This window comes from Streptomyces sp. NPDC050509 (assembly GCF_044457965.1).
Taxonomy (GTDB): Bacteria; Actinomycetota; Actinomycetes; order Streptomycetales; family Streptomycetaceae; genus Streptomyces.
Genome location: NZ_JBITHL010000021.1, coordinates 72,363 through 96,053, shown reverse-complemented (window position 1 = coordinate 96,053; position 23,691 = coordinate 72,363). Strand labels below are relative to the sequence as shown.

The following is a 23,691-nucleotide window of genomic DNA, read 5'->3' as shown; positions in this document are numbered from 1 at the left end:
GATATAATTAGACGTTATCACGGGGATCGGTGCCGGGATCGGTGCACGCCGGGCGGCCCTTCGGACGGCGCAGGCCCGCCCCCGTGAGCCGGCGGACGAGCTCCTTCGGGCCGATCTCCACCGCGCCCGCCCGTACCGCGTCGCCGTAACGGTCCGACGGTATGTCGTAGTGATCCCGCTCGAAGGCGCGCGGCGGGCAGCCGATCGACGCGGCGAAGGTGTGCAGCTCACCGAAGGAGACGTCGCTGACCAGGTGCGACCACATACGGCCGTGGCCCGGCCAGGTGGGCGGATCGATGTACACCGTCATACGGATCCCGCCCGGCCCGGTCCGTCGGGTCCGCCCAGTCCGCCCGGCGCTTCCGGTCCGCCCGGTCCGCCCAGCGCGCCGACCGCCGCGACCACCACCCCCGCCTTCCCGCACACCCAGTGCGGGTCGGGCCCCAGCTCCGGCTCGACCTCCAGCGCGTGCGGCTCGGCCTCCGCGCAGACCGGGCAGAGCGGCCAGCGCCCGTACCGCTCCATCAGCGCGTCCTGGACGTCCTGGGCGACCAGCCCCGCCACGTACGCCACACCCTCCGGCCACTGCCCGACCCACCAGCGGCGGTGCGAGACCGACTCCTCGACCAGGGACACGACCTCGGGGCGCGCCACGTCCCCGGCCGCCAGGTCGGCGAGGACCAGCGCGCGGGCGGTGTGCAGCGCCGACTCCAGCGGGTCGGGACTCGGGGGCGCGTCCGGGCTCGGACCCCGGGTCGCGTCGGGGGTCGCGTCCGGGTCCGGACCAGGGTTCTCGTCGTCCATCCCGCAATTGTCACCCGGGTGCCGCCCCACGCCCCCCGAGGGGGTTGACGACCCCCAGGGTCGAAAATATCTTTCAAGAGTGACCCAAGACGTGAAGGAAAGTTTCAGCGGTGACGCTCCCCCCGCCCCCGCCGCCCTCGCCGCCAAGGTGCGGACCCTCGCACCGACCATGACGCGCTCCATGCAGCTCGTCGCGGAAGCCGTCGCCGGTGACCCGGCCGGCTGCGCGGCCCTGACCGTCACCGGCCTCGCCGAACTGACCGGCACCAGCGAGGCCACCGTCGTCCGCACCGCCCGGCTCCTCGGCTACCCCGGCTACCGCGATCTCCGCCTCGCCCTCGCCGGTCTCGCCGCCCAGCAGCAGTCCGGCCGCGCGCCCTCCGTCACCGCCGACATAGCCGTGGACGACCCCATCGGGGACGTCGTCGCGAAGCTCGCCTACGACGAACAGCAGACCCTCGCCGACACCGCCGCCGGGCTCGACACCGTCCAGCTCGGTGCCGTCGTCGCCGCGTCCGTCGCCGCCCGCAGGATCGACATCTACGGCGTCGGCGCGTCCTCCCTCGTCGGCATGGACCTCGCGCAGAAACTGCTCCGTATCGGACTCATCGCGCACTCCCACAGCGACCCGCACCTCGCCGTCACCAACGCCGTCCAGCTCCAGCCCGGAGACGTGGCCATCGCGATCACCCACTCGGGCTCCACCGGCGATGTCATCGAACCGCTCCGCGCCGCCTTCGACCGGGGCGCGACGACGGTCGCGATCACCGGCCGCCCGGACAGCCCGGTCTCCCAGTACGCCGACCATGTGCTGACGACCTCCACCGCCCGCGAGAGCGAGCTGCGCCCGGCCGCCATGTCCAGCCGTACGAGCCAGCTCCTCGTCGTCGACTGCCTGTTCATAGGCGTGGCGCAGCGCACGTACGAGACGGCCGCGCCCGCGCTCTCCGCCTCGTACGAAGCGCTCGCGCACCGCCACAGCCCGCGCAGCAGCGCCCGCTGACGCACCGTTCCACCACGGCGCGGCTCCACCACGGACTCCACGACTGGATCCGCCACCGGATCCGCCGCGCGGCTCCATCGCGTATCTCCTTCACACCGGCACCCGCACCCCCGGAAACCGGCGCCCGCACCCCCGGAAAGAAAGAGCCGCTGCCCCATGTCCTCGACGCGCCGCACCAACCACACGCAGCACACGCACCACACGCACAACGGCGAGACCGGAGCGTACGGCGACCTCCGCGCCCAGCTCGACACGCTCACCACCGAGGCGTTCCGCCCCGAACTGGCCGAGATCGACCGGCTCCCCACGCTCGACATCGCACGGATCATGAACGGTGAGGACGCCACCGTCCCGGCCGCCGTCGCCGCCCAGCTCCCCCGTATCGCCGCCGCCATCGACGCCACGGCCGAGCGCGTGACCCACGGGGGACGGCTGATCTACGCGGGCGCCGGCACGGCGGGGCGGCTCGGTGTGCTGGACGCCAGCGAGTGCCCGCCGACGTTCAACACCGACCCGGGCGAGGTCGTCGGCCTGATCGCGGGCGGCCCCGGCGCACTGGTCACCTCGGTCGAGGGCGCCGAGGACTCCAGGGAGCTGGCGGCGGCCGACCTGACGGCGATAAAGCTGACCTCGGCGGACACGGTCGTCGGCGTCTCCGCCTCCGGCCGCACCCCGTACGCGGTCGGCGCCGTCGAGCACGCCCGCTCCCTCGGCGCGCTCACCATCGGCCTCTCCTGCAACGAGGGCAGCGCGCTCGCGGCGGCGGCCGAACACGGCATCGAGGTCGTCGTCGGGCCCGAACTGCTCACGGGCTCCACTCGTCTCAAGGCCGGTACGGCGCAGAAGCTCGTCCTCAACATGCTCTCGACGATCACGATGATCCGGCGCGGCAAGACGTACGGAAACCTCATGGTCGACGTCCGCGCCTCCAACGAGAAGCTGCGCGCCCGCTCCCGCCGGATCGTCTCCCTCGCCACGGGCGCGTCCGACGACGAGATCGAGTCGGCGCTCGCCGCCACCGACGGCGAGGTCAAGAACGCCATCCTGCTCATCCTCGGCGCGGTCGACGGACCGACGGCCGCGCGACTGCTGACGGAGCACGACGGGCACCTGCGCGCGGCGCTCCTGCGGACCCACCCGTCCCCCGCCCCCTGACCTCCGGGTCCCTCCGAAGCAAGGCAGCGCCCCATGGACAAGAACCGCGCCACGGCGGAAGCGATCCTCCCGCTCGTCGGGGGCGCCGCGAACGTCTCCTCCGTGGCCCACTGCATGACGCGGCTCCGCCTCGGCCTGCACGACCGCTCCCTGGTGCGGGAGGCGGAACTGCGGGCGCTGCCCGCGGTGCTCGGGGTGGTGGCGGACGAGACGTACCAGATCGTGCTGGGCCCGGGGACGGTGGCGCGGGTGACCCCGGAGTTCGAGTCCCTGCTGACGCGGTCCCGTACGCCGTCCCCGTCCTCGTCCCCTTCCCCTTCCCCTTCCCCGAGCCTGCCTCCGTCCCCTTCCCTCTCCCGCTCCCCTTCCCCTTCCTCGCCGACCGCTGACGGCCTGGCGGCGAAGGGCGAGGCGATGAGGTCGTCGCGGAAGGCCAGGAACGCCACCCCGGTCAAACTCCTCCTGCGCAGGATCGCCAACATCTTCGTCCCGCTGATCCCCGCCCTCATCGGCTGCGGCATCGTCGCGGGCCTGGGCGGTCTGCTCACCAACCTCCACCAACTGCCCTCCCTCGCCCCCGCGCTCGCCGCGCTCGCCTCCGGATTCCTGTCGCTGATCGCGGTCTTCGTCGGCTACAACACGGCGAAGGAGTTCGGCGGCACCCCCGTCCTGGGCGGCGCCGTCGCCGCGGTCATCGTCTTCCCGGGCGTCGCGCAGGTCGACGCGTTCGGCCGTCACCTCGCCCCGGGCCAGGGCGGGGTACTGGGCGCGCTCGCTGCGGCGGCCCTCGCGGTGCGGGTCGAGAAGTGGTGCCGCAGGCGGGTACCGGAGGCGCTGGACGTCCTGGTCACCCCGACCCTGACCGTCCTCGTCTCCGGCCTGGCCACGCTGTACGGCCTGATGTACCTGGCCGGCGCGGTCGCCGGCGCCATCGGTGACTTCGCCACCTGGCTGCTCAGGTACGGCGGTTCGGGCGCGGGCCTGGTCCTGGGCGGGCTGTTCCTGCCGCTGGTGATGCTGGGCCTGCACCAGGCGCTCATCCCCCTCCACACGACGCTCATCGAACAGCAGGGCCACACCGTGCTGCTCCCGATCCTCGCGATGGCCGGAGCGGGCCAGGTCGGCGCCGCGGCGGCGGTCTACGTACGCCTCCCCCGGAACACCTCCCTCCGAGGCACCATCCGCTCCGCCCTCCCCGCGGGCCTCCTCGGCGTGGGCGAACCCCTGATCTACGGCGTCTCGCTCCCCCTGGGCCGCCCCTTCGTCACGGCGTGCGTGGGCGGTGCGGCCGGCGGCGCCTTCGTCGGCCTGTTCCACCAGCTCGGCGCGGCGGTCGGCGCCACGGCGATCGGCCCGTCGGGCTGGGCGCTGTTCCCGCTCCTGGCCGGCGACCGGGGCCTGGGCGAGGCGCTCGCGGTGTACGGGGGCGGGCTGCTGACCGGATACGTCGCGGGGTTCGTCGCCACGTACTGCTTCGGCTTCACGCACACGATGCTGGCCGAACTCAACACGCCCCCGCCCGCGACCGCCCCGCCCACACCCCCGCGGCCGGACACGGAAACGGCACCGTCGACGACCTGACGACCTGACGGCCTGATGCGCTGACGACCTGACGGCCGCGCGCTCAAGCCGCCGCGCGCTCGACCCGCGACGCCCTCAACCCGCGGCAGCCGTACGCAGGAACGCCACCAGGTCGTCCACCCCGTACCCGAGCAGCGGTCCCCGCTCGGCGGCCATCAGCAGCAACTGGCCCACGATCTCCGCGCCGTGGCCGTCCACACCGTCGCCGGTCCAGTCCCAGAGCCCTTCGATCCCCAGGTCGTTCATGAGGACCCCGTACTCCTCCCGGATCTCGGCGCACAGCGGCGCCACCGCGGCGAGCAGGGTGGTGCCGGGGCGCTCGCAGCGCAGGCAGAAGTAGTCGCCGAAGCGCTCGACCGAACACCCCTGCGGCGGACGGGCCCTGAGCAGCTCGTAGCGGGGCGCGTAGAAGTCCGGTGTGCCCTCGGCCTGGCAGTGGATCAGCCGGAAACGGTGCAGGATCTCGCCTGTTCGGGACGTCACATCCGCATCCTTTGTGTCCCGCGTCGCGTTCATTGTTTGCTCCCACGCTCTGTATCGATTGCGTGCACACAGAGTGTCCGAGTGTGGTTAGCCTGAAAAGAGACGGCGGCCCAACACCGCCCCCTGTCCGAACCGGGAGATCCCCATGCCTGGACCGAAACCCCTCGACCCCTCCTCGTCGCCCCGCGCCATGCTCGGCGCGGAACTCAGACACCAGCGGAGCGAAGCGGACATGTCCCAGGACGAGTTGGGTGCGGCGCTTTTCGTCAGCGGCTCGTTCATCGGCCAGTTGGAGGCCGGTACGCGCAGGATGCAGCCCGAGTACGCGACGTACTTCGACCAGACCTTCAAGACGGACGGCTTCTTCTTCCGGAACTGCGAGGCACTGAAGAAGTCGAAGTACCCGGACCACTTCGCCGAGGCGGCGGAGGCAGAGGCGGTCGCGACGATGATCCGGGAGTACGCGCCGCTGCTGATCCCGGGCCTGTTGCAGACGGGGCCGTACGCCACGGCGGTGTTCCGCGCGTACCACCCGACGGCTCCGGAGGAGGCGATCGAGGAGCTGCTGGCGGCGCGCATGGAGCGGGCCGCATTGTTGAAGGACCCAACAAAACCGATGGTTTGGACCGTGCTCGACGAGGCGGTGCTGCGGCGGCCCGTGGACAGTCCGGCCATGATGGCCCAGGCGCTGCGCCATGTGGCGGCCATGGCCAGGCGGCACCGGATCCTCGTACAGGTGCTGCCGTTCACCGCGGGCGCGCATGCCGCGATGAACGGCGCGCTCAAGCTGATGGGGTTCGAGGACGCGCCTCCGCTCGCCTACCTCGAAAGCCTGGGATCGGGGCAATTGCTGGACGATCCGGCCACCGTCGCACGGTACGAACTGACCTACGATCTACTGGGGGCCACCGCACTGTCACCGAGAGCATCCTTGGCCCTGATCGAATCAGTGGCGGAGGATTACGCGCATGAAGAGCAGCAGCCGTGAGTACGACCTGAGCGCGGCGACCTGGCACAAGGCCAGTTACAGCGGCGGGGACGGTGGCAACTGCCTCGAAGTAGCCCGGGAGTTCCCGGGATCCGCGGCCTGGCGGAAGTCCACGTACAGCGGGGGTACCGGCGGCAACTGCCTGGAGGTGGCCGACGGCCTGGCCGGCATAGTCCCCGTCCGTGACTCCAAGACCCCGCACGCCCGGGGCCTCGTCTTCCAGGCGGGGACCTGGACCGCCTTCGTCACCGAACTCAAGACCGACCCGTCCGCGCCGAACGTGAAGTGATCTTGTCCAGTGATCTTTGGGGGATGACATGGGTTCCGAAGCGCTCTCGTCCGGGGACCGCCCGGTACGCGACCTGGTCCACGAAGTGGTCGCCGACCTCTCGCCGGGTGAACTGCCTATGCTGGAGGGGCTGTTCGACCTCGATGACAGCACCGCCGTCCGGCGCCTGAGTGGTCAGGGGCAGCGGCGGGAGCCTCTGGGATTCGGCATGGGGGAGATCGCGGTGCTGATCACCCCGGTGGTCTGGCTGACGCTGGACCAGGCGGCCAGACGCTTCGCGGACACCGCCGTGGACGTGACGTCGCGGCAGTCGACCGCGCTGCTGCGCCGGCTGTTCCGCAGAGGCCGGGCGCCGGTCACGGTGCCCGCGCTGACCCGCGAACAGCTCGCCGAGGTACGCCGGTTGGTGCTGGAGTCGGCCGCGCAGCGCGGACTCCCCGCCCAGCGCGCCTCGGAGGTCGCGGACTCGGTGGTGGCCAGGCTGGTCCTGGCCGAACCGAGCGACTCAGGCTCGGGACCGGCATCGGGCCCGGACTCGGACTCGGGACCAGGCTCGGCATCGACGTCGGCTTCGACGTCGACCTCGGCCGAGGCCAGACCGGACACCCCCGCCGTCACCGGTACCGCCCAAGAGGACTGAGCCCGCCGTGGGCATGCCCGCCGCCCGGTCCCGGATCGACGAACGGGCGATGGGCGCGGGGACCACCGTGCGCTTCGCGCTGCTGGTGGCCCTGCTGCTGGCCGCCGGCGGAGCCATGATGCTGCCCGCCGTCAACTCCCTCCACAGCTCGGACCGCGTGGGCTGCCAACTCGCCCTGGGGATCGACCCGGACCGGGCCGGGGACCTGACCTCGGCGGTCAACGCCCTCAGCCAGGCGGTCCCGTACGAGGCGTGCATGGCCAAGTACGCGCCGCCGCCCGCGCAGTGGCAGATCTTCGGCTGGCCGGTGCTGCTCTCCGCCGCGGCCGCGCTGCTGTTCGTCCTTCTGCCCGTACTGAAAGCCCGGCGACGCCGTGCCGTGCCACTGGAGTCGGTCGACAAGAACGGTGAACTCAAGCTTATTCTCGCCGAGTTGGCGGAGACCGCAGGGCTGGCCCGGCTGCCGCGCGTGGTCGTGGACCGGGCCTCCGTCTCCACCGGCGCCGTGGTCTTCGGCCGCAACCGGCGACCGGTCGTGTGTCTGTACGGCGGCCTGCTCGCCTGCCGGGCCACCGACCCGGAACGCTTCCGGGCGGTGCTGCTGCACGAGTTCGCCCACATCGCCAACCGGGACATCACCGTCACGTACGGCACGGTCGCCCTGTGGCGGGTGTTCCTCGCCCTGGTGCTCGTGCCCTACCTGGTGTGGGAGAGCACCCAGGTCCGCGGCGTCCTGAGGTGGGGGACGTGGTCCACCGACGCACCGGCACTGACCCGTGGACTGCTGCTCCCCGTCGTCACCGTCGCGCTCGTCCACCTCGCCCGGTCGGATGTGCTGCGCAGCCGGGAGGTGTACGCGGACCTGGCGGCGGTGCGCTGGGGTGCGAACCCCCGGGGCTGGGACGCCACCACCCGGGCCCCGGAGGGCGGCCGGCTCCGGCGCGCGCTCGGTTCGCTGCGGGAGCACTGGGGCACGCATCCGCGCTGGGAGGAGCGCCGTGACGCCCTGACGGACCCGGCGCCGCTGTTCGGGGCGCGGGCCCTGCCGGTGTTCCTGACCGGGGCCGCCGCCTCGATGGTCAACTTCCATCTGCTGACCTATCTGTCGACGTACAACATGTACAACCTCTGGCGGGTCCAACTGGTCGCCCTGGCCCCCGCCGCACTGGTCGCCGGGGTGATCGGGACCGCGCTGTGGCGGACGGTGGCGTACGCCGTCCTCACCGGTGACCCGGTGCCCTCAGGGGTACGGACGGGGCTGTGGCTGGGCGCCGGTCTGGGAGCGGGCGGGCTGTTCATCGGATTCGGCATGGGCGGCTCCGAATGGCTGCCGCAGCGGCCCGCGGTGCTGCTCCTGGTCCTCGGCGCCGGGGTCGCGTTCGCCTGGTGGGTCACGCGATGCGCCCACCTGTGGGCCAGTACCTGGCGCGGGCGTTCGCTCCGTCCGCCGCTGCTGATCGGCCTGGTGTCCTCGACGCTGGTGCTGGCCGCGTGGTTCGCCTGGTGGACCATGGACGGGTGGTCCTGGGCGGCCGGGGCGTCGTACAACAGCACCGGTATGCGCCAGACGGCCCTGCGGATGGTGCCCGGCGCGGACGCGGCGCGGCAGGGCACCGACGCGGCGCGGTCGGCCATGGTCTCGGCGGTCGTCACCGCGCGCCCGGTGCTGAACGGCTTCGTCGCCTCACCGCTGATCCCCGCCGCGATCGCGGCGCTGTGGCTCATGCCGCTGGCCGCCTGGGCGATCGGCCGGGCCCCGGGCACTCCCCGCTGGGTGGCCGGCGCGCTGCCCGGCGGCGGCCGGACCGTTCCGGCCGGGGAGCCGGTGCCGCCGCTGCGCCGGGCGCTGCGGCCGGGGCTGCTGGGCGGGGCGGTGTGCTGGCTCGCCCTGGTGGGTGTGCAGGCCCATCTGCACACGTCGCAGCCCGGTCCGCGGCAGCGCGACAGTGTGTACGAAGTCCGCTACCTGGTCTGGCTGTTCGTGGTCCTGGTGGGGGCGGCGGCGGTCGCGGCGGTCGTCGCGGGGGTACGGACCGGCCGCGCGCACCGCCTGGCCGGCACTCTGATCGCGGCGGAGTCGGCGGCGCTGCTGGGTATCGCGGGGATGATCCTGCTCGTCTCGGCGGACGGCTGCGTCGAGCCGCTGAACACCCTGAGGACCAGTTGTTCCTGGCAGCCCGCCTGGCAGTCACTCGGGTGGACGCTGCCGTATCTGATCAACGGGCCCCTCGCCCTCGCGGCGATCATCGCCTTCCTGGTGGCCGCGGCCGGATCGCCCGTCGGACGCGCGCGGCGGCGGTGGGCGCGCCCGGCGGGCGGGGCGGGCGGCCCGCGCCCTCGGTCCGCCGGGCAGGCGCCCGGGGCCCGAAGCTTCGGCGTACGCCTGGGCGCGGGCGGGTTCGCCGCGGCGGCGGTGGGGATCGCCGTGGTGATGCCGCTCTCCCTGGCACGGTTCCACACCCTGGTCCCCGACGCCGCCACGGCCCCGTGGGCGACCCGCCAGTGGTCGAATGTGGCCGCCGTGCCGGTGTCCACCGCCACCAGGGCCCGGCAGGTCCACGCCTGGCACCGCCTCGGCGGCCGGTATCTGCTGGAGCATGCCGCGGCCGACTTCAGGTACCTCGGAGACGTGCTGCGTACGGCCGCGGACACCAAGAACGCCAACCTGACCTACCTGGCCCGGCTCCGGCCCACCTGCGCCGACTTCGGCAGAATCGCCGGGTGGGTGAACGGCGCCTACTTCCGGGTACCGGACCCCGAGGCCCAGTCGGCCTGGCAGGCCCTCGGCACCCAGGCGCGGAACGGCAGTCTGAACTGCGAACGCGCCCTGAGGGAGTGGGACTACGACCTCTTCGCCACCTCGCTGGGTGAGCTGATCGCGGCCGGAAGGAGCGCCGAGAAGGTCACCAACAGGGTCAACACGGTGCTGTCCGAGGCGGGTTACGGGGGCTAGTCGGTCAGCCCGCGATGCGGTAGCCGAAGTTTCCGCCGGTGGCGGGGCCTCCGAGGGTGCCCAGGTGGAAGCTGGTGGCTCCCGTACCGGTGACACCGGTCGACGCGCCCGTCGGGAGGGTCCAGACGCGGCCCTTGTAGCCGTCCTCGCCGTTGCCGCCGACGTAGACCTCCGGGTTCCCGTCCCGGTCCGTGTCGAGCACCGCCGCCGCGGAGCCGAAGTGGTCGTTGTTCTCCGAGGTGCTGGGGACGCCCTTGCTGTTCTGGGTGAAGGACGTCGCGCCGGTGGTGGTGATCCCGGAGGCGCTGCCGCGCAGCACGGTGATCGCGCCCGACGCGGTGGTGGTCGCCGGGTCGGCGCCGGTCTCGTACGAGGCGCCGATGATCACGTCGTCGTAGCCGTCCTGGTCGGTGTCGCCGATGGCCAGCGCGGAGCCGAAGCGGTCGCCTTCCTCGTCCAGGCCGGGAACGCCGGTGCCGGCCTGGGTGTAGGAGCGGGCCTTCGGGGTGCTGCCGATGCCGTTGGGGCCGCCGTACGCCACGTAGATCTTGTTGTCCTCCGGATGGCCCGTCACCAGGTCCTGGTAGCCGTCCTTGTTCAGGTCGCCGAGGGCCGAGGGGTAGAAGGTGCTGTACTTCTGCGGTCCGCCGAAGCCGCTGCCCTTGACGAGTCCGGTGGCCGAGCCCTTCAGCACCACGCCCCCGGGCGTGCCGTTCCCGAGGACGACCCCGCCGCCGGCCACGATGTCGTCGATGCCGTCGCCGGTCAGATCGCCCACATGGACGACGGAGGTCAGGAGCTTGTCCAGGGAACCGGTGTTGCGGAACCAGACACCGGCCGACGCGCCCGTCGTACGGTCGAGCGGGCCGAGCCGTACGGAGAGGCCGTACGAGGCGCCGTTGTTGCCGCGCGTGATGAAGTCGTCGACCCCGTCGCCGTTGACGTCGCCCACGCCGACGGTGCCGCCGAGGACCTTCGGGTCGTGGGGCCGGTAGGTGCCGGGCGTGACGGTGGTGCCCGCGGTGAGACCGTCGGCGCTTCCCCAGAGCACCGTGTGCCGCTCCGCCCAGTTGACCACCAGGTCGTCGTAGCCGTCACCGTCGAGGTCGCCGTGGGCGCTGACCGCGCGCCACCTGCCGTCCTCGGTGGGGTCACCGGGGACGCCGGGTGTGGCCTGGCTGATGATCGCGGCCGTGTCGTGCTTCAGGCCGGTGGCGGAGCCGTACGCGACGGTGACGACGCCCGCCCGCTTCACGCCGTCGACGGTCGCGGTGTGCGCGCCGATGGCGAGGTCCGGATAGCCGTCGCCGTTGAAGTCGGCTCCGGAGCCCGCTCCGGCTCCGGATCCGGCTCCGGAGCCCGCCCCGGCTGCCCCCACCGGGCCCGTACGGTCGGCCGCCGCGGCGGCCGGTGTCACGCCGCCGGCGCCGAGCAGTGTGACCGCGCAGACGGCCGCGGTGGTGAGCGCTCTTGCGCGCATCAGAACCCCCCAGGTTCCCGGTGGCGGCCCCCGGGAGAGGCCGCCTGAATACCGAACGGATGTGATCATACGGGCACCTCAGGACCGCCTCGAGCTACCGAGGGTTCTTTACATGCGGAGCCAACCCCCCTGTTTATTACGTGAATTTGACGGTGGATTCCCTTTGACGACGGGACCTGACGGACCATAGGGTCGGATGTGTCGGGTGAGCTGACCGACGGGGGACCAACCGGGGGATCGAAAGGGGAAGTTCAGCTCTTCAGGGATGCGTGCCGTATATCCGCATCCTCATTCTCGATCGTGCATGCGCGCGGCATCGAGCTGCCGCATGCCCAATTCACGGGGAAAAAATTGAATCGGAGATTCGCACGCGCATCGCTCGTGCTCACTTCCTGCACCGCGCTGGCCGTCGCCGGCACACTGGCCGGATCGACATCCGCGCAGGCCACGTACTACAGCGGAGGCATGCCGAAGCGGTCGTTCAACGTCAAGACCGTCGGCATCAACAACGAGTGGGTCAAGTACTTCGACACCGGCCGCAAGAACTGGAACGACGCCGGGGTAAAGGCGAAGATAGGCCGGAAGTCCACCGCCAAGGCCTCGTTCACGGCCGGTCGCTACAGCGCGAGTTGGTACGGGGTTTACGCACCGTCCGGCTCTCGCGCCAATCGGGTCTTCAAGATCCAGGTGAATGCCAGGACTCTCGACCGGGATGCCGGTTCGAAGTACGACCAGTGGGTCCGCAGCACCACCACGCACGAACTCGGGCACGCGCTGAGTCTCGACGACAACCCGAATACCAGCAAAGCGTCGCTCATGAAGCACAGCCGTAATCGCACGACGGTGCAGAAGCCGCTGGCGTACGACAAGTCCGAGGTGAAGAGGATCTACTCGTGATGGCGAACCGGAACCTTCTCGTCACCGGCGCCGCGGCCCTCGCCGCGTTCGGCGTCGTCGGCTGCTCCTCGGACGGCGGCCCCGCGAACGGCACCGGGGCCGGATCCTCGGCGGACGTCGTGGCGTACCACGCGGACTACCCCGCCTACGACTCGCTCGACGCGGTCATCGGCGAGTCCGACCTCGTCGTCCGGGGCACCGTGGTCGGCTCCCGGGTCGAGCCCCTGCTGCCCGAGACCTCGGCCGGCGGCGACCCGGCCACCAACCCGCAGGCGGGTCTCTCCCCGAAGGAGATCGCCAAGGCCGAGGCCGAGTCGGCGGCCGACCCGGTGGTCGTCACCGTCTCCACGGTGAAGGTCTCCCAGGTGCTCGCCGGGGACGCCGCCGTCGGGGACACCGTCGAGGTCAGCCAGCTCGGCGGTACGTACAAGGGCGTCACGTACAAGGAGCGGGACACCACGGCGCTCGCCGGGGGCGGCACCGAGTACGTGCTGATGCTCGCCGACAACGGCGGCGCCAACCCGTACGACCTGCTCAACCCGGAGCAGGCGCTCTACACCGTCGGGTCCGGCGGCGCGGTCAAGGCCGTGTCGGGCGGCGGCTTCGACAACGCGGGCAGGATCAGCCAGCTCGCCGACCGGACGCAGCGGATCAGCGCCAGGTAGGCGGCGCGCGCCCACCGCACCGGAGCCGCACCCGGGCGGCGGGGCGTCACGGAGGACATCGCCCTCCGTGACGCCCCGCCCTCGTCTCCCCGCGCCACTCCCCACCACCCCGCTCCCCACCGCGCTACTCCGTGAGCCGAAGCGCCTTGAGGACCCCGGGGCTCAGGGCCACATCGTTGTCGTTCCCGGCCACCGCCCGCCGGCCGTCGCCGCCCACGCCGTACCAGCCCTGCGTGGTGTTCACCAGGACGTACCCCCCGTCGCCGCTCTCCTCCAGCAGCAGGACGTACTCCTTGCCCGCCGTGAGCCCGGCCGTCTCGGGCCCGGAGCCCGGGGTGGTGTACGCGACCTCGATCGAGTCGCCCGGGGTCTTCCCCTTGGCGGTCGCGACCACGTCCGCCGTCGCGACGGTCGTCATGATGTCGTCGGCGTCCTCCTCCCGGCCGGCGCCGAGCCTCGCCCGTACGATCACGGTCGCGACGCCCTCCAACTGGGCCGTGGTCCCGAAGTACGGCTCGTCGGCGACGGCTCCGCCGCCCGGTCCGGCGCCCGGCCCCTCGCCGGGGGCCGCCGGATCGTCCGGGAGCAGGAAGAGGGTGGCACCGCCGATGACGGCGGCGGCCCCGCACGCGACGACGGCCGTCATGAAGCCGCGCCGGGGCGACCGGCGGGCGGCCACCGTACGGACCGGGCGCGCACCCTCGTCCACGGGCCCCACCAGAGCGGCGAGTTCGGCCGCCGCGCGCGGCGACAGCTCCCCGGGCTCCGGGGCAGGTACCGGATTGGCCTTCTGGATCATCGACTTCACGCGCATCACACCGACTCCTCGGGCAGGTCGTACACATCACGGAACGCTTTGCGGGCCCGGTGCAGCCGCACCCACACCGCGGGCGCCGAACAGCCCAGCGCCTGACCGGCCTCGGCGGCGCTCAGCCCGTCCCAGTAGCTCAGCAGCAGCACCTCGCGGTGGTGGGACGGCAGCCGGTCGAGCGCGTCAAGGACGGCTTCGTCCGGTCCTGAGGCAGGCTTACGGTCCAGCTCGTCGCCGATCCGCCGGTGCAGCTCCGTCAGCCGCTCCATCGAGCGGTAGTGGTTGCTCAGCAGATTCCGCGCGGTGACGAACAGCCAGCCCGTACCGACCTCCTGGCCGTCCGTCATGCGCTCCCAGGCCGTACGGAAGACCTCGGCGGTCAGCTCCTCGGCCGCCGCCCGGTCCCCCGACCTCCGGTGCACGAAGGCGGACACCCGCGGGTGGTCACGGACGTACAAGGCGGTGAACCGCGCGGCGCGGTCCCGCTCACTCCCGGTCTTCAAGGTCTCCACACCCCATAGATGTCATGGACCGGGCGCATCCTTACATCCCGAAGCTCAAGAACTGAGATCCGAGCGTTTTTTTCAAGGATCGGTTGGTGGGTCTCCCCCCACCCACCCTCCCTTGCCCTGGGCGGCGCGAAGTTGACGTTTCGTGTTCGGTTTGCCACGGAGGGTGGTCACGCTTTAGCGTGCCCCTCAGAACGTGGAACGGCCCCCGCAGGTGTTACGAGCACCATCGCGAGGGCCTGACCACAAGATCAACGGCAACTCTCTCAGAACGGAACGCCGGATCAATATGGCTGTCAGCCAGCTTAGTGCCGAGCAGGGCCCGCCGCACGCCGCCCCGCCCATTTCCGCCGCATCTCACTCCTCTCACCCGTCAGCCGCTCCTGGCTACGGCAAACGTTCGACACCCGGTCAACAGCCCCGTACCGCACACGACTTCGCGGACCTCCCGGGACGCGAGGCGGCCATCGCCGCCTACATCGACCGGCTCCCGGACGGCGCCGACATATCCGTGAAGACCCTCGCCAAGCATCTCCCCTACGGGCAGTGCGCGTTGGGCACGGCGTTACGGACGCTGCGGGCCACCGGCCATCTGCGCCTGGGCCGGGAACTCGTCTTCTCCGCGTCGGGGAGCGGGCATTGGGTGACGCGTACGTGGTTCTCCCGTACGGCGCGGAGCATGGCGTGGTGGACGGCCTTCGTCTCCGGCGAACTCCCGCAGCCGGACCAGCGGCTGCCCCCTGAGCCGGAACCGCCGCCCCACCGCCCGCCGACCCGCTCCCGCGCCCTCGTTCTGCTGGCCGCGCTCGGCCGCCGCGCGCCGGTCCTGTCGCTGTCCGCCGCCGACTGCGCGGCACTGGAGCCCGAAGCCGTCAAGTGGTTCGAGCGCGGCGCCGACGAGGAGACCGTCCTGCGCGCCCTCACCACCGGACTCCCCACACCCGTCCACCATCCGGCGGCGCTCGTCCGCTCCCGCCTGGTCTCCAAGCTCCCGCCCGAACCGGTCACCGCGCCACGCCCGGCCGTTCTGCGCCTGATGGAGTGCGCACGGTGCCGGGCCCCCGGCCGCCCCGAAGCCCTGCTGGACGGCGAGTGTGGCACCTGCCGGGGTGCACCGCCCCTGAACACCCGCCCCGCCACGCTCTCTCCGGCCCGGGTCCGTGACCGGACGACGGAGCTGCGTGCGGCGGCATCCCCTCCACGAGAAAGGAATCGCGCATGACCGTACAGCTCGCCGAGACAAGAGACGCGGCACGATGGAGGGGAGGAGGCGACGCCATGACCCCCAGTACCGCCGATCAGCCCCAGATGCCTGTCGAGGAATTCGAACGAATCGCTCGCACGGCCGAGACGGTGCGGCTCGAATTCCTCAACGGAAGGCTAGAGGTCAAGCCCGTGCCCGACGGTGATCACGGAGCCATCGTCATGTGGCTGCTCCGCCAGTGCATGCTGCACCGTCCGGAACTCGCGCTGTACCCGGAGCAAGGCCTGCTCACCGAGACCTACCGCAACGGCCGCGCCCGGCCCGACGGAGCACTGGCGCCTCTCGACCACTTCGTGGGCCATGGCGAATGGGCCTCGGCCGACGGTGTCCTCATGACCCTGGAAGTCACCTCCCACGACCGCGACACCGATCGCCGCGACCGCGTGGAGAAGCGCGACGGCTACGCCGGTACCGACATCCCCGTGTACCTGCTCGTCGACCGGGACGCCGAAACGCTGGTGGTGTACTCCGAGCCACGCGGAGGGAAGTACATGAGCCGTCTCACGCACCCGTACGGAGCCACGGTCAAGCTCCCCCACCCCGTCGGCATCACCCTGGAGACCGAGAAGCTCAAGGACTACACCCGCTGACCGCCGACGGTCGCGGAAAAGCCCGAGGGCGGCACCCCTTCGAAAGCCGAGGCTCGAAAGCCGAAGGCTCGAAGAAGGGGTGCCGCCCTCGGTCAGGACGGTCGATCGACCGGCCGGCCGGACGCGGCGGGCGTCCGGGCGGCCTCAGGTCGATCAGAAGTCCATGTCACCGCCCGGCATGCCGCCGCCGGCCGGGGCCGCACCGGCCTTCTCCGGCTTGTCGGCGATGACGGCCTCGGTGGTGAGGAACAGCGCGGCGATGGACGCGGCGTTCTGGAGAGCGGAGCGCGTGACCTTCGCCGGGTCGATGATGCCCTCGGCGATCATGTCGACGTACTCGCCGGTCGCGGCGTTCAGGCCGTGACCGACCGTCAGGTTGCGGACCTTCTCCACGACGACGCCGCCCTCAAGACCACCGTTGACGGCGATCTGCTTGAGCGGAGCCTCCAGCGCGAGCTTGACGGCCTGCGCGCCGGTCGCCTCGTCGCCCGTCAGCTCAAGCTTCTCGAAGACCGAGGAAGCCTGGAGCAGAGCCACGCCACCACCGGCGACGATGCCCTCCTCGACGGCGGCCTTGGCGTTGCGCACCGCGTCCTCGATGCGGTGCTTGCGCTCCTTGAGCTCGACCTCGGTCGCGGCGCCGGCCTTGATGACGGCCACGCCGCCGGCCAGCTTCGCGAGGCGCTCCTGGAGCTTCTCGCGGTCGTAGTCCGAGTCGCTGTTCTCGATCTCGGCACGGATCTGGCTGACACGGCCCGCGACCTGGTCGCTGTCGCCGCCACCGTCGACGATGGTCGTCTCGTCCTTGGTGATGACGACGTTACGGGCGCGGCCGAGCAGGTCGAGACCGGCGTTCTCCAGCTTGAGGCCGACCTCCTCGGAGATGACCGTACCGCCGGTGAGGATGGCGATGTCGTTCAGCATCGCCTTGCGGCGGTCACCGAAGCCCGGGGCCTTGACGGCGACGGACTTGAAGGTGCCCTTGAGCTTGTTGACGACCAGGGTCGACAGGGCCTCGCCCTCGACGTCCTCGGCGATGATCAGCAGGGGCTTGCCGGACTGGATGACCTTCTCCAGCAGGGGAAGGAGGTCCTTCACGCTGCCGATCTTGGAGTTGGCGATCAGGATGTACGGGTCGTCGAGCGACGCCTCCATACGCTCCATGTCCGTGGCGAAGTACGCCGAGATGTAGCCCTTGTCGAAGCGCATGCCCTCGGTGAGCTCAAGCTCAAGGCCGAAGGTCTGCGACTCCTCGACGGTGATGACGCCTTCCTTGCCGACCTTGTCCATCGCCTCGGCGATGAGCTCGCCGATCTGGGTGTCGGCGGCGGAGATGGAGGCCGTCGAAGCGATCTGCTCCTTGGTCTCCACGTCCTTGGCCTGCTCCAGCAGGGCGCCGGAGACGGCCTCGACGGCCTTCTCGATGCCGCGCTTGAGGGCCATCGGGTTGGCGCCGGCCGCCACGTTGCGCAGGCCCTCGCGGACGAGCGCCTGGGCGAGGACGGTCGCGGTGGTCGTACCGTCACCGGCGACGTCGTCCGTCTTCTTGGCGACTTCCTTGACCAGCTCGGCGCCGATCTTCTCGTACGGGTCCTCGAGCTCGATCTCCTTGGCGATGGACACACCATCGTTGGTGATCGTGGGGGCGCCCCACTTCTTCTCGAGGACGACGTTGCGGCCCTTGGGACCAAGGGTGACCTTGACGGCGTCGGCGAGCTGGTTCATCCCGCGCTCGAGACCGCGCCGTGCCTCCTCGTCGAACGCGATGATCTTGGCCATGTGAAGTGGTCCTCCCGGACTGGGGTGGATTGCTCCGGACCGCGCTGGCGCCCGCGACGGACGGCCTGAGAGTCGGCGGTTCCTTGCCCCACCGGCTCTTCGGGCCTCACCGACCCGGTCCTAAGTTGTCACTCTCACTTGCAGAGTGCTAACGCCAATAATTAGCACTCGACCCCCGAGAGTGCAAGCGCCCGCAGGGCATCGTTGGAGGGGTGGTGGTCGGGCGACGGGTGGGCGCAAGCGCCCGCAGGGCATCGTTGGAGGGGTGGTGGTCGGGCGACGGGTGGGCGCAAGCGCCCACAGGGCATCGTTGGAGGGTCACGCATGAGGGGCCCGCATCCCTGGTGCGGGATGCGGGCCCCTCATGCGTGAGTGCGATGCGGAGTCTGTACCGAGTACGTGAGTGCGTCGGTGGCCGATCGCGCCGGGATCAGACGGCGAGCTTGACCATGTCCGCCTGCGGACCCTTCTGGCCCTGCGAGATCTCGAACTCCACTCGCTGACCTTCTTCAAGGGTGCGGTAGCCGTCCATCTGAATCGCGCTGTAGTGGACGAATACATCCGCACCACCGTCGACCGCGATGAAGCCGTAGCCCTTCTCCGCGTTGAACCACTTGACGGTGCCCTGAGCCATGCCAACTCCCCTATTACTGGCCCTTGCACGGGGCCACACTTCGCGCCGGAACGCGTCGACCGCGGCTGAATGTATCTGCCCAACTGCCCTCTGCAACAGGTCAATCGGACGAGAATTCTGGGCGTGGCCGAACACGCATAGTGCTGAATCCACTGCGTTCCGGGACAAGTCGGGCCGGGCAAAGCGTACGTACGCCGCAAAAGGCTCCAGGACTTTGCCCTCATGTTGTCGCGTTCTCGCTCGCGTACGGAGCGGGCGACAGCGGGGCGTTCCCACACTCTACCGTGCTCAACCATGTAGAACGGCCCCCTCCGCTTCTGCTTGCGGAGGGGGCCGTTCTGCGTTGCGTTCCGGCGGCGTCAGCCTCCGGCGACCGCCGGGATGATCGAGATGCCCGCGCCCGCCGGCGTGGCGGTCTCCAGGCCCTGTTCGAAGCGGACGTCGTCGTCGTTCACGTACACGTTGACGAAGCGGCGCAGCTTGCCCTGGTCGTCCAGGACGCGCCCGGCGATGCCCGGGTGGTTCGCCTCCAGCGACTGGATGACCTCGGAGAGGGTGGCGCCCTCCGCCGGAACCTCGGCCTGGCCACCGGTGTAGGTGCGCAGGATGGTGGGGATACGGACCTTGACGCTCATGGTGGGAAGCCTTTCTCGGTGTCGGTGGTCAGCTCGCGACGTGGTCAGCTCGCGGCGAGGCCCGCGGCGCGGAACGCGTCGAGGCTCGGGCGGATCGTCGCCGTCGGGCCGGTCGTCGGCGCCACGGCGTCCAGCGTCTTCAGCCCGTCACCGGTGTTGAGGACGACGGTGGTGAGGGCCGGGTCGAGCACGCCCGCCTCGATGAGCTTCTTCGTCACGCCGACGGTCACGCCGCCCGCGGTCTCCGCGAAGATGCCCTCGGTGCGCGCCAGCAGCTTGATCGCGTCGACGATCTGCTCGTCGTTGACGTCCTCCACCGCGCCGCCGGTGCGCCGGGCGATGTCCAGGACGTACGGCCCGTCGGCCGGGTTGCCGATCGCCAGGGACTTGGCGATGGTGTCCGGCTTCTGCGGCCGTACGACGTCGTGCCCGGCCTTGAAGGCGGTGGAGACCGGCGAGCAGCCCTCGGCCTGGGCGCCGAAGATCTTGTACGGCCGGTCCTCGACGAGGCCGAGCTTGATCAGCTCCTGGAGCCCCTTGTCGATCTTCGTGAGCTGCGACCCCGAGGCGATCGGGATGACGATCTGGTCCGGCAGCCGCCAGCCGAGCTGTTCGCAGATCTCGTACGCGAGGGTCTTGGAGCCCTCTCCGTAGTACGGCCGCAGGTTGACGTTGACGAAGCCCCAGCCCTCGCCCAGCGGGTCGCCGATGAGCTCGGAGCAGAAGCGGTTGACGTCGTCGTAGTTGCCCTCGATGCCGACCAGGTCCCCGCCGTACACCGCGGCCATGACGACCTTGCCCTGCTCCAGGTCGTGCGGGATGAACACGCAGGAGCGGAAGCCGGCGCGGGCCGCGGCGGCGCCGACAGCGCCGGCGAGGTTGCCGGTGGAGGAGCAGGAGAGGGTGGTGAAGCCGAAGGCGCGGGCGGCCTCGACGGCGATGGCGACGACACGGTCCTTGAAGGAGTGCGTCGGGTTGCCGGAGTCGTCCTTGATGTGGAGCGAGCCGGTGACGCCCAGTTCACGGGCGAGGTTGTCGGCCTTGACCAGCTTCGTGAAACCGGGGTTGATGTTGGGCTTCGAGGCGACGTCGGCGGGGACGGGCAGCAGCGGCGCGTACCGCCAGATGTTGTCCGGGCCCTCGGCGATGCGCTTCTTCAGCTCTTCGGGGCTGCCGCTCGGCAGGTCGTACGCGACTTCGAGCGGCCCGAAACAGCTCACGCAGGCGAAGATGGGGCCGAGGTCGAAGCGCTCTCCGCATTCGCGGCACGAGAGTGCGGTGGCGGGTCCGAGGTCGACGGTCTCGTTGGCACCGGTCTCGTTCGTACCGGTCGGGACGGTCTGCACAGCCATGATGGCGAGGCCCTTTCTCCTCATCTTCCTCGCGACGTACTTCGCCGCAAGACGGAATTGGCACCTTCCCCACCGTGACCTCGCGGTCGGCGGGAGGGTTGCCGGGACTTCAACGGGCCGTTCCCTCAGTCCCTCTGGATGAGCGCTATGGCGCCGGAGCCTGGGTCCGGTGCGTTTGTTCACGTGATGACCCCGGCATGCGGTGGTCATTCGTGTTGTTCAAGACTGTAACCGAAGGGGTGGAGGGTTGAGATAGTCGTCCGCACCGCGAGATGGATCACGTCGTGGCACATGTCGTGGCACATACCGCACATATCAAGGACCGCGCAGGGAGTACCGAACGTGCTGGAAGAGGTGGAGCACTGGCTGACCAGGCGTTCCTGGTCGGCGGGGGACCGTACGCCCGACCGGCTCCTGGCGGCGAAGGCGGCGCGCGGCAGCACGGTCAGCGTGGTCCTGCCGGCGCTCGACGAGGAGGAGACGGTCGGCGCGATCGTCGCCGTCATCCGGCGTGAGCTGATGGAGCGGGTCCGGCTCGTGGACGAGCTGGTGGTGATCGACTCCGGCTCCACCGACCGTACGGCCGAGGTCGCCGCGGCGGCGGGCGCGCGGGTGGTGCACCGGGACGCGATCCTGCCGCGGCTGCCCGCGCTGCCCGGCAAGGGCGAGGTGCTGTGGCGGTCGCTGCTGGTGACGAGCGGCGACATCGTGTGCTTCGTCGATGCCGACCTGCGGGAGTTCTCGCCGGACTTCGTCTCCGGGATCGTGGGCCCGCTGCTCACCGATCCTGAGGTGCAGTTCGTGAAGGCGATGTACGACCGCCCGCTGGGCGGGGGTACGGGCGGCGGTACGGAGGGCGGGGCCGGCCAGGGCGGGCGGGTGACGGAGCTGGTGGCGCGCCCGCTGCTCAATCTGCACTGGCCGCGGCTGGCCGGTTTCGTCCAGCCGCTGGGCGGCGAGTACGCGGCGCGGCGCTCGCTGCTGGAGCGGCTGCCGTTCCCCGTGGGGTACGGCGTGGAGCTGGGCCTGCTGGTGGACGCGCTGCACACGGTGGGGCTCGACGCGCTGGCCCAGGTGGACGTGGGTGTACGGCTCCACCGTCACCAGGACGACCGGGCGCTGGGCCGGATGGCAGCGGCGATCTACCGTACGGCGCAGCTCCGGCTCCAGCGGGGCCATCTGGTACGGCCGCGGCTCACGCAGTTCGAGCGGGGCGAGGACGGTTTCACGCCGCGGACGCACGCGGTGGACACGGAGGAGCGTCCGCCGGTGCGGGAGATCGCGGAGTACACGGCCGGACGCGCGGCGTAACGTCGGATCATCGCACTACTTGCCTAGATTCCTCCCTCATGGGCATGAATCTTGCGTTGTCGGGAGCTTCGGAGTTCACGCGGGTGCTGGCGCAGGCCGGGTCCACGGCCGAGCGGCTGTGGCTGCTGGGCGGCATGGCGTTCGCGCTGACCGGCGCCGGGGTGGTCGCGCTGGCCGCGGCGCGCGGGCGGCGCGACTGAGCGGGACGGCGTCGGCTGAGCGGGGCGGCGGGACCGAGCGGGCGCCGCGACCGATACGGACTGGCGCGACCGGGCCGGCGGGGACGTCACACGCACCGTACGTTTGAGCGTTTCCGCGACGGGCTAGGTTTCGCGACATGGCTACCGAGCAGTCCGGCACCCCCGCGCCCGCCCGCGTCCTCGTGGCGTCCAACCGCGGCCCCGTCTCGTACACGCGGCGCGACGACGGCACGCTGGCGGCCAAACGAGGCGGCGGCGGTCTGGTGTCGGGCCTGTCGGCCATCGGGGCGGACGACGATGCCGTCTGGGTGTGCGCGGCGCTCGGCGAGGGCGACCGGGAGGCCGTCCGGCGTACGGAGGGCCGCCTCGACCCGGCCGACACGGGCGGGCAGCGGGTACGGATGCTGGGCATCGAGCCCGAGGTGTACACGGCCGCGTACAACGACGTGGCCAACTCGACCCTCTGGTTCGTCCACCACATGCTCTACCAGACCCCGCTGGAGCCGTCCTTCGGCCCGGAGTTCCGCGCCCAGTGGGCCGCGTACGAGACGTACAACCGCGCCTTCGCCGAGGCGCTGGCGCAGGAGGCGGCCGAGGCCGCGGCGGTCCTGGTGCAGGACTACCACCTGGCGCTCGTCCCCGGGATGCTGCGGGCGCTCCGCCCCGACCTCAGGATCGGGCACTTCTCGCACACGCCGTGGGCGCCCGCGGAGTACTTCCGGCTGCTGCCCGACGACATCGCGGAGCGGCTGCTGCTGGGCATGCTGGGCGCCGACCGGCTGGGCTTCCTGACCTGGCGGTGGGCGGAGGCGTTCAAGGAGTGCGCCCGCTCGGTGCTGGCGGACCGGGGCCTGACGGCGCACTGGCCGGAGGACGGAGCCGGGGACGGCGGGCGCCATCTCACCTTCCCGCGCGGGAACACCCCCGGCCCCTCCGGCGGCCGGACGTATCTCGCGGTCCACGGCCTGGGCGCCGACGGCGACTTCCTGCGCGAGCGCGCGCACCGCCCGGACGTGGCCGAGCGGATGGTGACCCTGCGCGAGCAGATCGGCAGCACCCCGGACGGGGCCGACCGGAGGACGATCGTCCGGGTGGACCGTACGGAGCTGTCCAAGAACATCGTCCGGGGCCTGTTCTCCTACCGGCAGCTCCTGCTCGACCACCCCGAATGGCGCGGGCGCGTCGTCCACGTGGCCTTCGCCTACCCCTCCCGGCAGGACCTGGCGATCTACCGCTCCTACACGGAGGAGGTCCAGCGGGTCGCCGACGGGATCAACGCGGAGCTGGGCACGGACGGCTGGACCCCGGTCGTCCTGCACGTCCAGGACGACTTCGCGCGCTCCCTGGCCGCGTACCGCCTGGCCGACGTGGCGCTGGTCAACCCCATCCGCGACGGCATGAACCTGGTCGCGAAGGAGATCCCCGTCCTCTCCGAGCGCGCCTGCGCGCTGGTGCTGTCGCGGGAGGCGGGCGCCTACGCGGAGCTGGGCGAGGACGCCCTGGTGGTGAACCCGTACGACATCAGCGCGACGGCCGCCGCCCTCCACGAGGCCCTGACGATGCCCACGGCGGAGCGCACGGACCGCGCCAAGCGCCTGGCCGCCGCTGCGACGGCCCTGCCGCCGCAGCGCTGGTTCCTGGACCAGTTGGAGGCGCTGCGGGCCTGAG

General features: G+C 71.2%; 24 protein-coding genes and 1 riboswitch. Of the genes, 14 read left to right on the top strand and 10 right to left on the bottom strand.

Features of this window, described 5'->3' with window-relative positions; translation table 11 throughout:
• Positions 1 to 7: 7 nt before the first annotated feature.
• On the bottom strand, positions 8 to 310 hold the full coding sequence (locus tag ACIBJC_RS37600; RefSeq protein ID WP_399300868.1) for a DUF4031 domain-containing protein: 303 nt from the start codon (positions 308 to 310) through the stop codon (positions 8 to 10).
• Positions 307 to 714, bottom strand: coding sequence for a hypothetical protein (locus ACIBJC_RS37595; protein ID WP_399300888.1), 408 nt, complete (start codon positions 712 to 714; stop codon positions 307 to 309). Before ACIBJC_RS37595 ends, ACIBJC_RS37600 begins: the two co-directional genes overlap by 4 nt.
• A 169-nt stretch (positions 715 to 883) precedes the next feature.
• Here ACIBJC_RS37595 and ACIBJC_RS37590 point away from each other — a divergent pair, with 169 nt between their 5' ends.
• From ACIBJC_RS37590 to ACIBJC_RS37580, 3 genes are all read left to right on the top strand, one after another.
• Entirely contained in the window at positions 884 to 1,807 is a 924-nt protein-coding gene (locus tag ACIBJC_RS37590; protein ID WP_329824916.1) for a MurR/RpiR family transcriptional regulator, read from the top strand.
• 156 nt (positions 1,808 to 1,963) lie between these two features.
• Positions 1,964 to 2,962: an N-acetylmuramic acid 6-phosphate etherase gene (murQ, locus tag ACIBJC_RS37585; RefSeq protein WP_399300865.1), complete on the top strand. Its 999-nt coding sequence runs from the start codon at positions 1,964 to 1,966 to the stop codon at positions 2,960 to 2,962.
• Between the two features lie 33 nt (positions 2,963 to 2,995).
• Positions 2,996 to 4,543, top strand: a complete 1,548-nt coding sequence (locus tag ACIBJC_RS37580) for a PTS transporter subunit EIIC (RefSeq protein WP_399300863.1) — start codon at positions 2,996 to 2,998, stop codon at positions 4,541 to 4,543.
• A gap of 75 nt (positions 4,544 to 4,618) precedes the next feature.
• Here the strand turns inward: ACIBJC_RS37580 and ACIBJC_RS37575 are convergent, their stop codons facing one another.
• The gene (locus ACIBJC_RS37575; RefSeq protein ID WP_399300861.1) at positions 4,619 to 5,026 is read right to left on the bottom strand and encodes an amidase; all 408 of its coding nucleotides are present in this window, start codon (positions 5,024 to 5,026) and stop codon (positions 4,619 to 4,621) included.
• 145 nt (positions 5,027 to 5,171) lie between these two features.
• Here ACIBJC_RS37575 and ACIBJC_RS37570 point away from each other — a divergent pair, with 145 nt between their 5' ends.
• From ACIBJC_RS37570 to ACIBJC_RS37555, 4 genes are read left to right on the top strand one after another with little or no spacing between them, the layout of a single operon-like run.
• Positions 5,172 to 6,014 (top strand): helix-turn-helix domain-containing protein, encoded by an 843-nt coding sequence (locus ACIBJC_RS37570; RefSeq protein ID WP_399300859.1) that lies wholly within the window; start codon positions 5,172 to 5,174, stop codon positions 6,012 to 6,014.
• Positions 5,995 to 6,303: a DUF397 domain-containing protein gene (locus ACIBJC_RS37565; protein ID WP_399300857.1), complete on the top strand. Its 309-nt coding sequence runs from the start codon at positions 5,995 to 5,997 to the stop codon at positions 6,301 to 6,303. The genes ACIBJC_RS37570 and ACIBJC_RS37565 overlap by 20 nt, the downstream gene beginning before the upstream one ends.
• A gap of 28 nt (positions 6,304 to 6,331) precedes the next feature.
• Complete coding sequence (locus ACIBJC_RS37560; protein ID WP_399300855.1) at positions 6,332 to 6,943, top strand: hypothetical protein; 612 nt, start codon at positions 6,332 to 6,334, stop codon at positions 6,941 to 6,943.
• A gap of 13 nt (positions 6,944 to 6,956) precedes the next feature.
• Positions 6,957 to 9,896, top strand: a complete 2,940-nt coding sequence (locus ACIBJC_RS37555) for a M48 family metallopeptidase (RefSeq protein WP_399300886.1) — start codon at positions 6,957 to 6,959, stop codon at positions 9,894 to 9,896.
• 4 nt (positions 9,897 to 9,900) lie between these two features.
• Here the strand turns inward: ACIBJC_RS37555 and ACIBJC_RS37550 are convergent, their stop codons facing one another.
• Positions 9,901 to 11,376 carry an FG-GAP repeat protein gene (locus tag ACIBJC_RS37550; RefSeq protein WP_399300853.1) on the bottom strand — a complete coding sequence of 492 codons (1,476 nt, stop codon included), beginning with the start codon at positions 11,374 to 11,376 and terminating at the stop codon, positions 9,901 to 9,903.
• 381 nt (positions 11,377 to 11,757) lie between these two features.
• Between ACIBJC_RS37550 and ACIBJC_RS37545 the strand changes: the two genes are divergently transcribed.
• Together ACIBJC_RS37545 and ACIBJC_RS37540 are read left to right on the top strand one after the other, a co-directional pair.
• A complete protein-coding gene (locus tag ACIBJC_RS37545; protein WP_329824907.1) occupies positions 11,758 to 12,273 on the top strand; it encodes a hypothetical protein in 516 nt (171 codons plus the stop codon).
• Positions 12,273 to 12,938 carry a hypothetical protein gene (locus ACIBJC_RS37540; RefSeq protein ID WP_399300851.1) on the top strand — a complete coding sequence of 222 codons (666 nt, stop codon included), beginning with the start codon at positions 12,273 to 12,275 and terminating at the stop codon, positions 12,936 to 12,938. Before ACIBJC_RS37545 ends, ACIBJC_RS37540 begins: the two co-directional genes overlap by 1 nt.
• Positions 12,939 to 13,062: 124 nt before the next feature.
• On the opposite strand, the gene ACIBJC_RS37535 is transcribed toward ACIBJC_RS37540, so the two are convergent.
• Positions 13,063 to 13,752: a hypothetical protein gene (locus ACIBJC_RS37535; RefSeq protein WP_399300849.1), complete on the bottom strand. Its 690-nt coding sequence runs from the start codon at positions 13,750 to 13,752 to the stop codon at positions 13,063 to 13,065.
• Positions 13,752 to 14,261, bottom strand: coding sequence for an RNA polymerase sigma factor (locus ACIBJC_RS37530; protein WP_399300847.1), 510 nt, complete (start codon positions 14,259 to 14,261; stop codon positions 13,752 to 13,754). Before ACIBJC_RS37530 ends, ACIBJC_RS37535 begins: the two co-directional genes overlap by 1 nt.
• Positions 14,262 to 14,547: 286 nt before the next feature.
• On the opposite strand from ACIBJC_RS37530, the gene ACIBJC_RS37525 reads away from it, so the two are divergent.
• Positions 14,548 to 15,480 carry a hypothetical protein gene (locus ACIBJC_RS37525; RefSeq protein WP_399300845.1) on the top strand — a complete coding sequence of 311 codons (933 nt, stop codon included), beginning with the start codon at positions 14,548 to 14,550 and terminating at the stop codon, positions 15,478 to 15,480.
• A 56-nt stretch (positions 15,481 to 15,536) separates the two neighbouring features.
• Positions 15,537 to 16,112 (top strand): Uma2 family endonuclease, encoded by a 576-nt coding sequence (locus ACIBJC_RS37520; RefSeq protein ID WP_399300843.1) that lies wholly within the window; start codon positions 15,537 to 15,539, stop codon positions 16,110 to 16,112.
• Between the two features lie 153 nt (positions 16,113 to 16,265).
• Here ACIBJC_RS37520 and groL read toward each other — a convergent pair whose 3' ends face one another.
• The 4 genes from groL to thrC form a co-directional block, all read right to left on the bottom strand.
• Entirely contained in the window at positions 16,266 to 17,891 is a 1,626-nt protein-coding gene (gene groL, locus ACIBJC_RS37515; RefSeq protein WP_385007689.1) for a chaperonin GroEL, read from the bottom strand.
• 430 nt (positions 17,892 to 18,321) lie between these two features.
• Positions 18,322 to 18,525: a cold-shock protein gene (locus ACIBJC_RS37510; RefSeq protein ID WP_005315736.1), complete on the bottom strand. Its 204-nt coding sequence runs from the start codon at positions 18,523 to 18,525 to the stop codon at positions 18,322 to 18,324.
• A 359-nt stretch (positions 18,526 to 18,884) separates the two neighbouring features.
• Complete coding sequence (locus ACIBJC_RS37505) at positions 18,885 to 19,160, bottom strand: ubiquitin-like small modifier protein 1 (RefSeq protein ID WP_385007531.1); 276 nt, start codon at positions 19,158 to 19,160, stop codon at positions 18,885 to 18,887.
• Positions 19,161 to 19,204: 44 nt separating this feature from the next.
• The gene (gene thrC, locus ACIBJC_RS37500; RefSeq protein WP_399300840.1) at positions 19,205 to 20,512 is read right to left on the bottom strand and encodes a threonine synthase; all 1,308 of its coding nucleotides are present in this window, start codon (positions 20,510 to 20,512) and stop codon (positions 19,205 to 19,207) included.
• A 17-nt stretch (positions 20,513 to 20,529) separates the two neighbouring features.
• Positions 20,530 to 20,657: riboswitch (SAM riboswitch) on the bottom strand.
• Between the two features lie 197 nt (positions 20,658 to 20,854).
• Here thrC and ACIBJC_RS37495 point away from each other — a divergent pair.
• The 3 genes from ACIBJC_RS37495 to ACIBJC_RS37485 all read left to right on the top strand — a co-directional run bounded on the left by ACIBJC_RS37495 (position 20,855) and on the right by ACIBJC_RS37485 (position 23,690).
• Complete coding sequence (locus ACIBJC_RS37495) at positions 20,855 to 21,823, top strand: glucosyl-3-phosphoglycerate synthase (RefSeq protein ID WP_399300838.1); 969 nt, start codon at positions 20,855 to 20,857, stop codon at positions 21,821 to 21,823.
• A 38-nt stretch (positions 21,824 to 21,861) separates the two neighbouring features.
• Positions 21,862 to 22,023, top strand: a complete 162-nt coding sequence (locus ACIBJC_RS37490) for a hypothetical protein (protein ID WP_329824899.1) — start codon at positions 21,862 to 21,864, stop codon at positions 22,021 to 22,023.
• 137 nt (positions 22,024 to 22,160) lie between these two features.
• The gene (locus tag ACIBJC_RS37485; protein ID WP_399300836.1) at positions 22,161 to 23,690 is read left to right on the top strand and encodes a trehalose-6-phosphate synthase; all 1,530 of its coding nucleotides are present in this window, start codon (positions 22,161 to 22,163) and stop codon (positions 23,688 to 23,690) included.
• Position 23,691 lies beyond the last annotated feature (1 nt).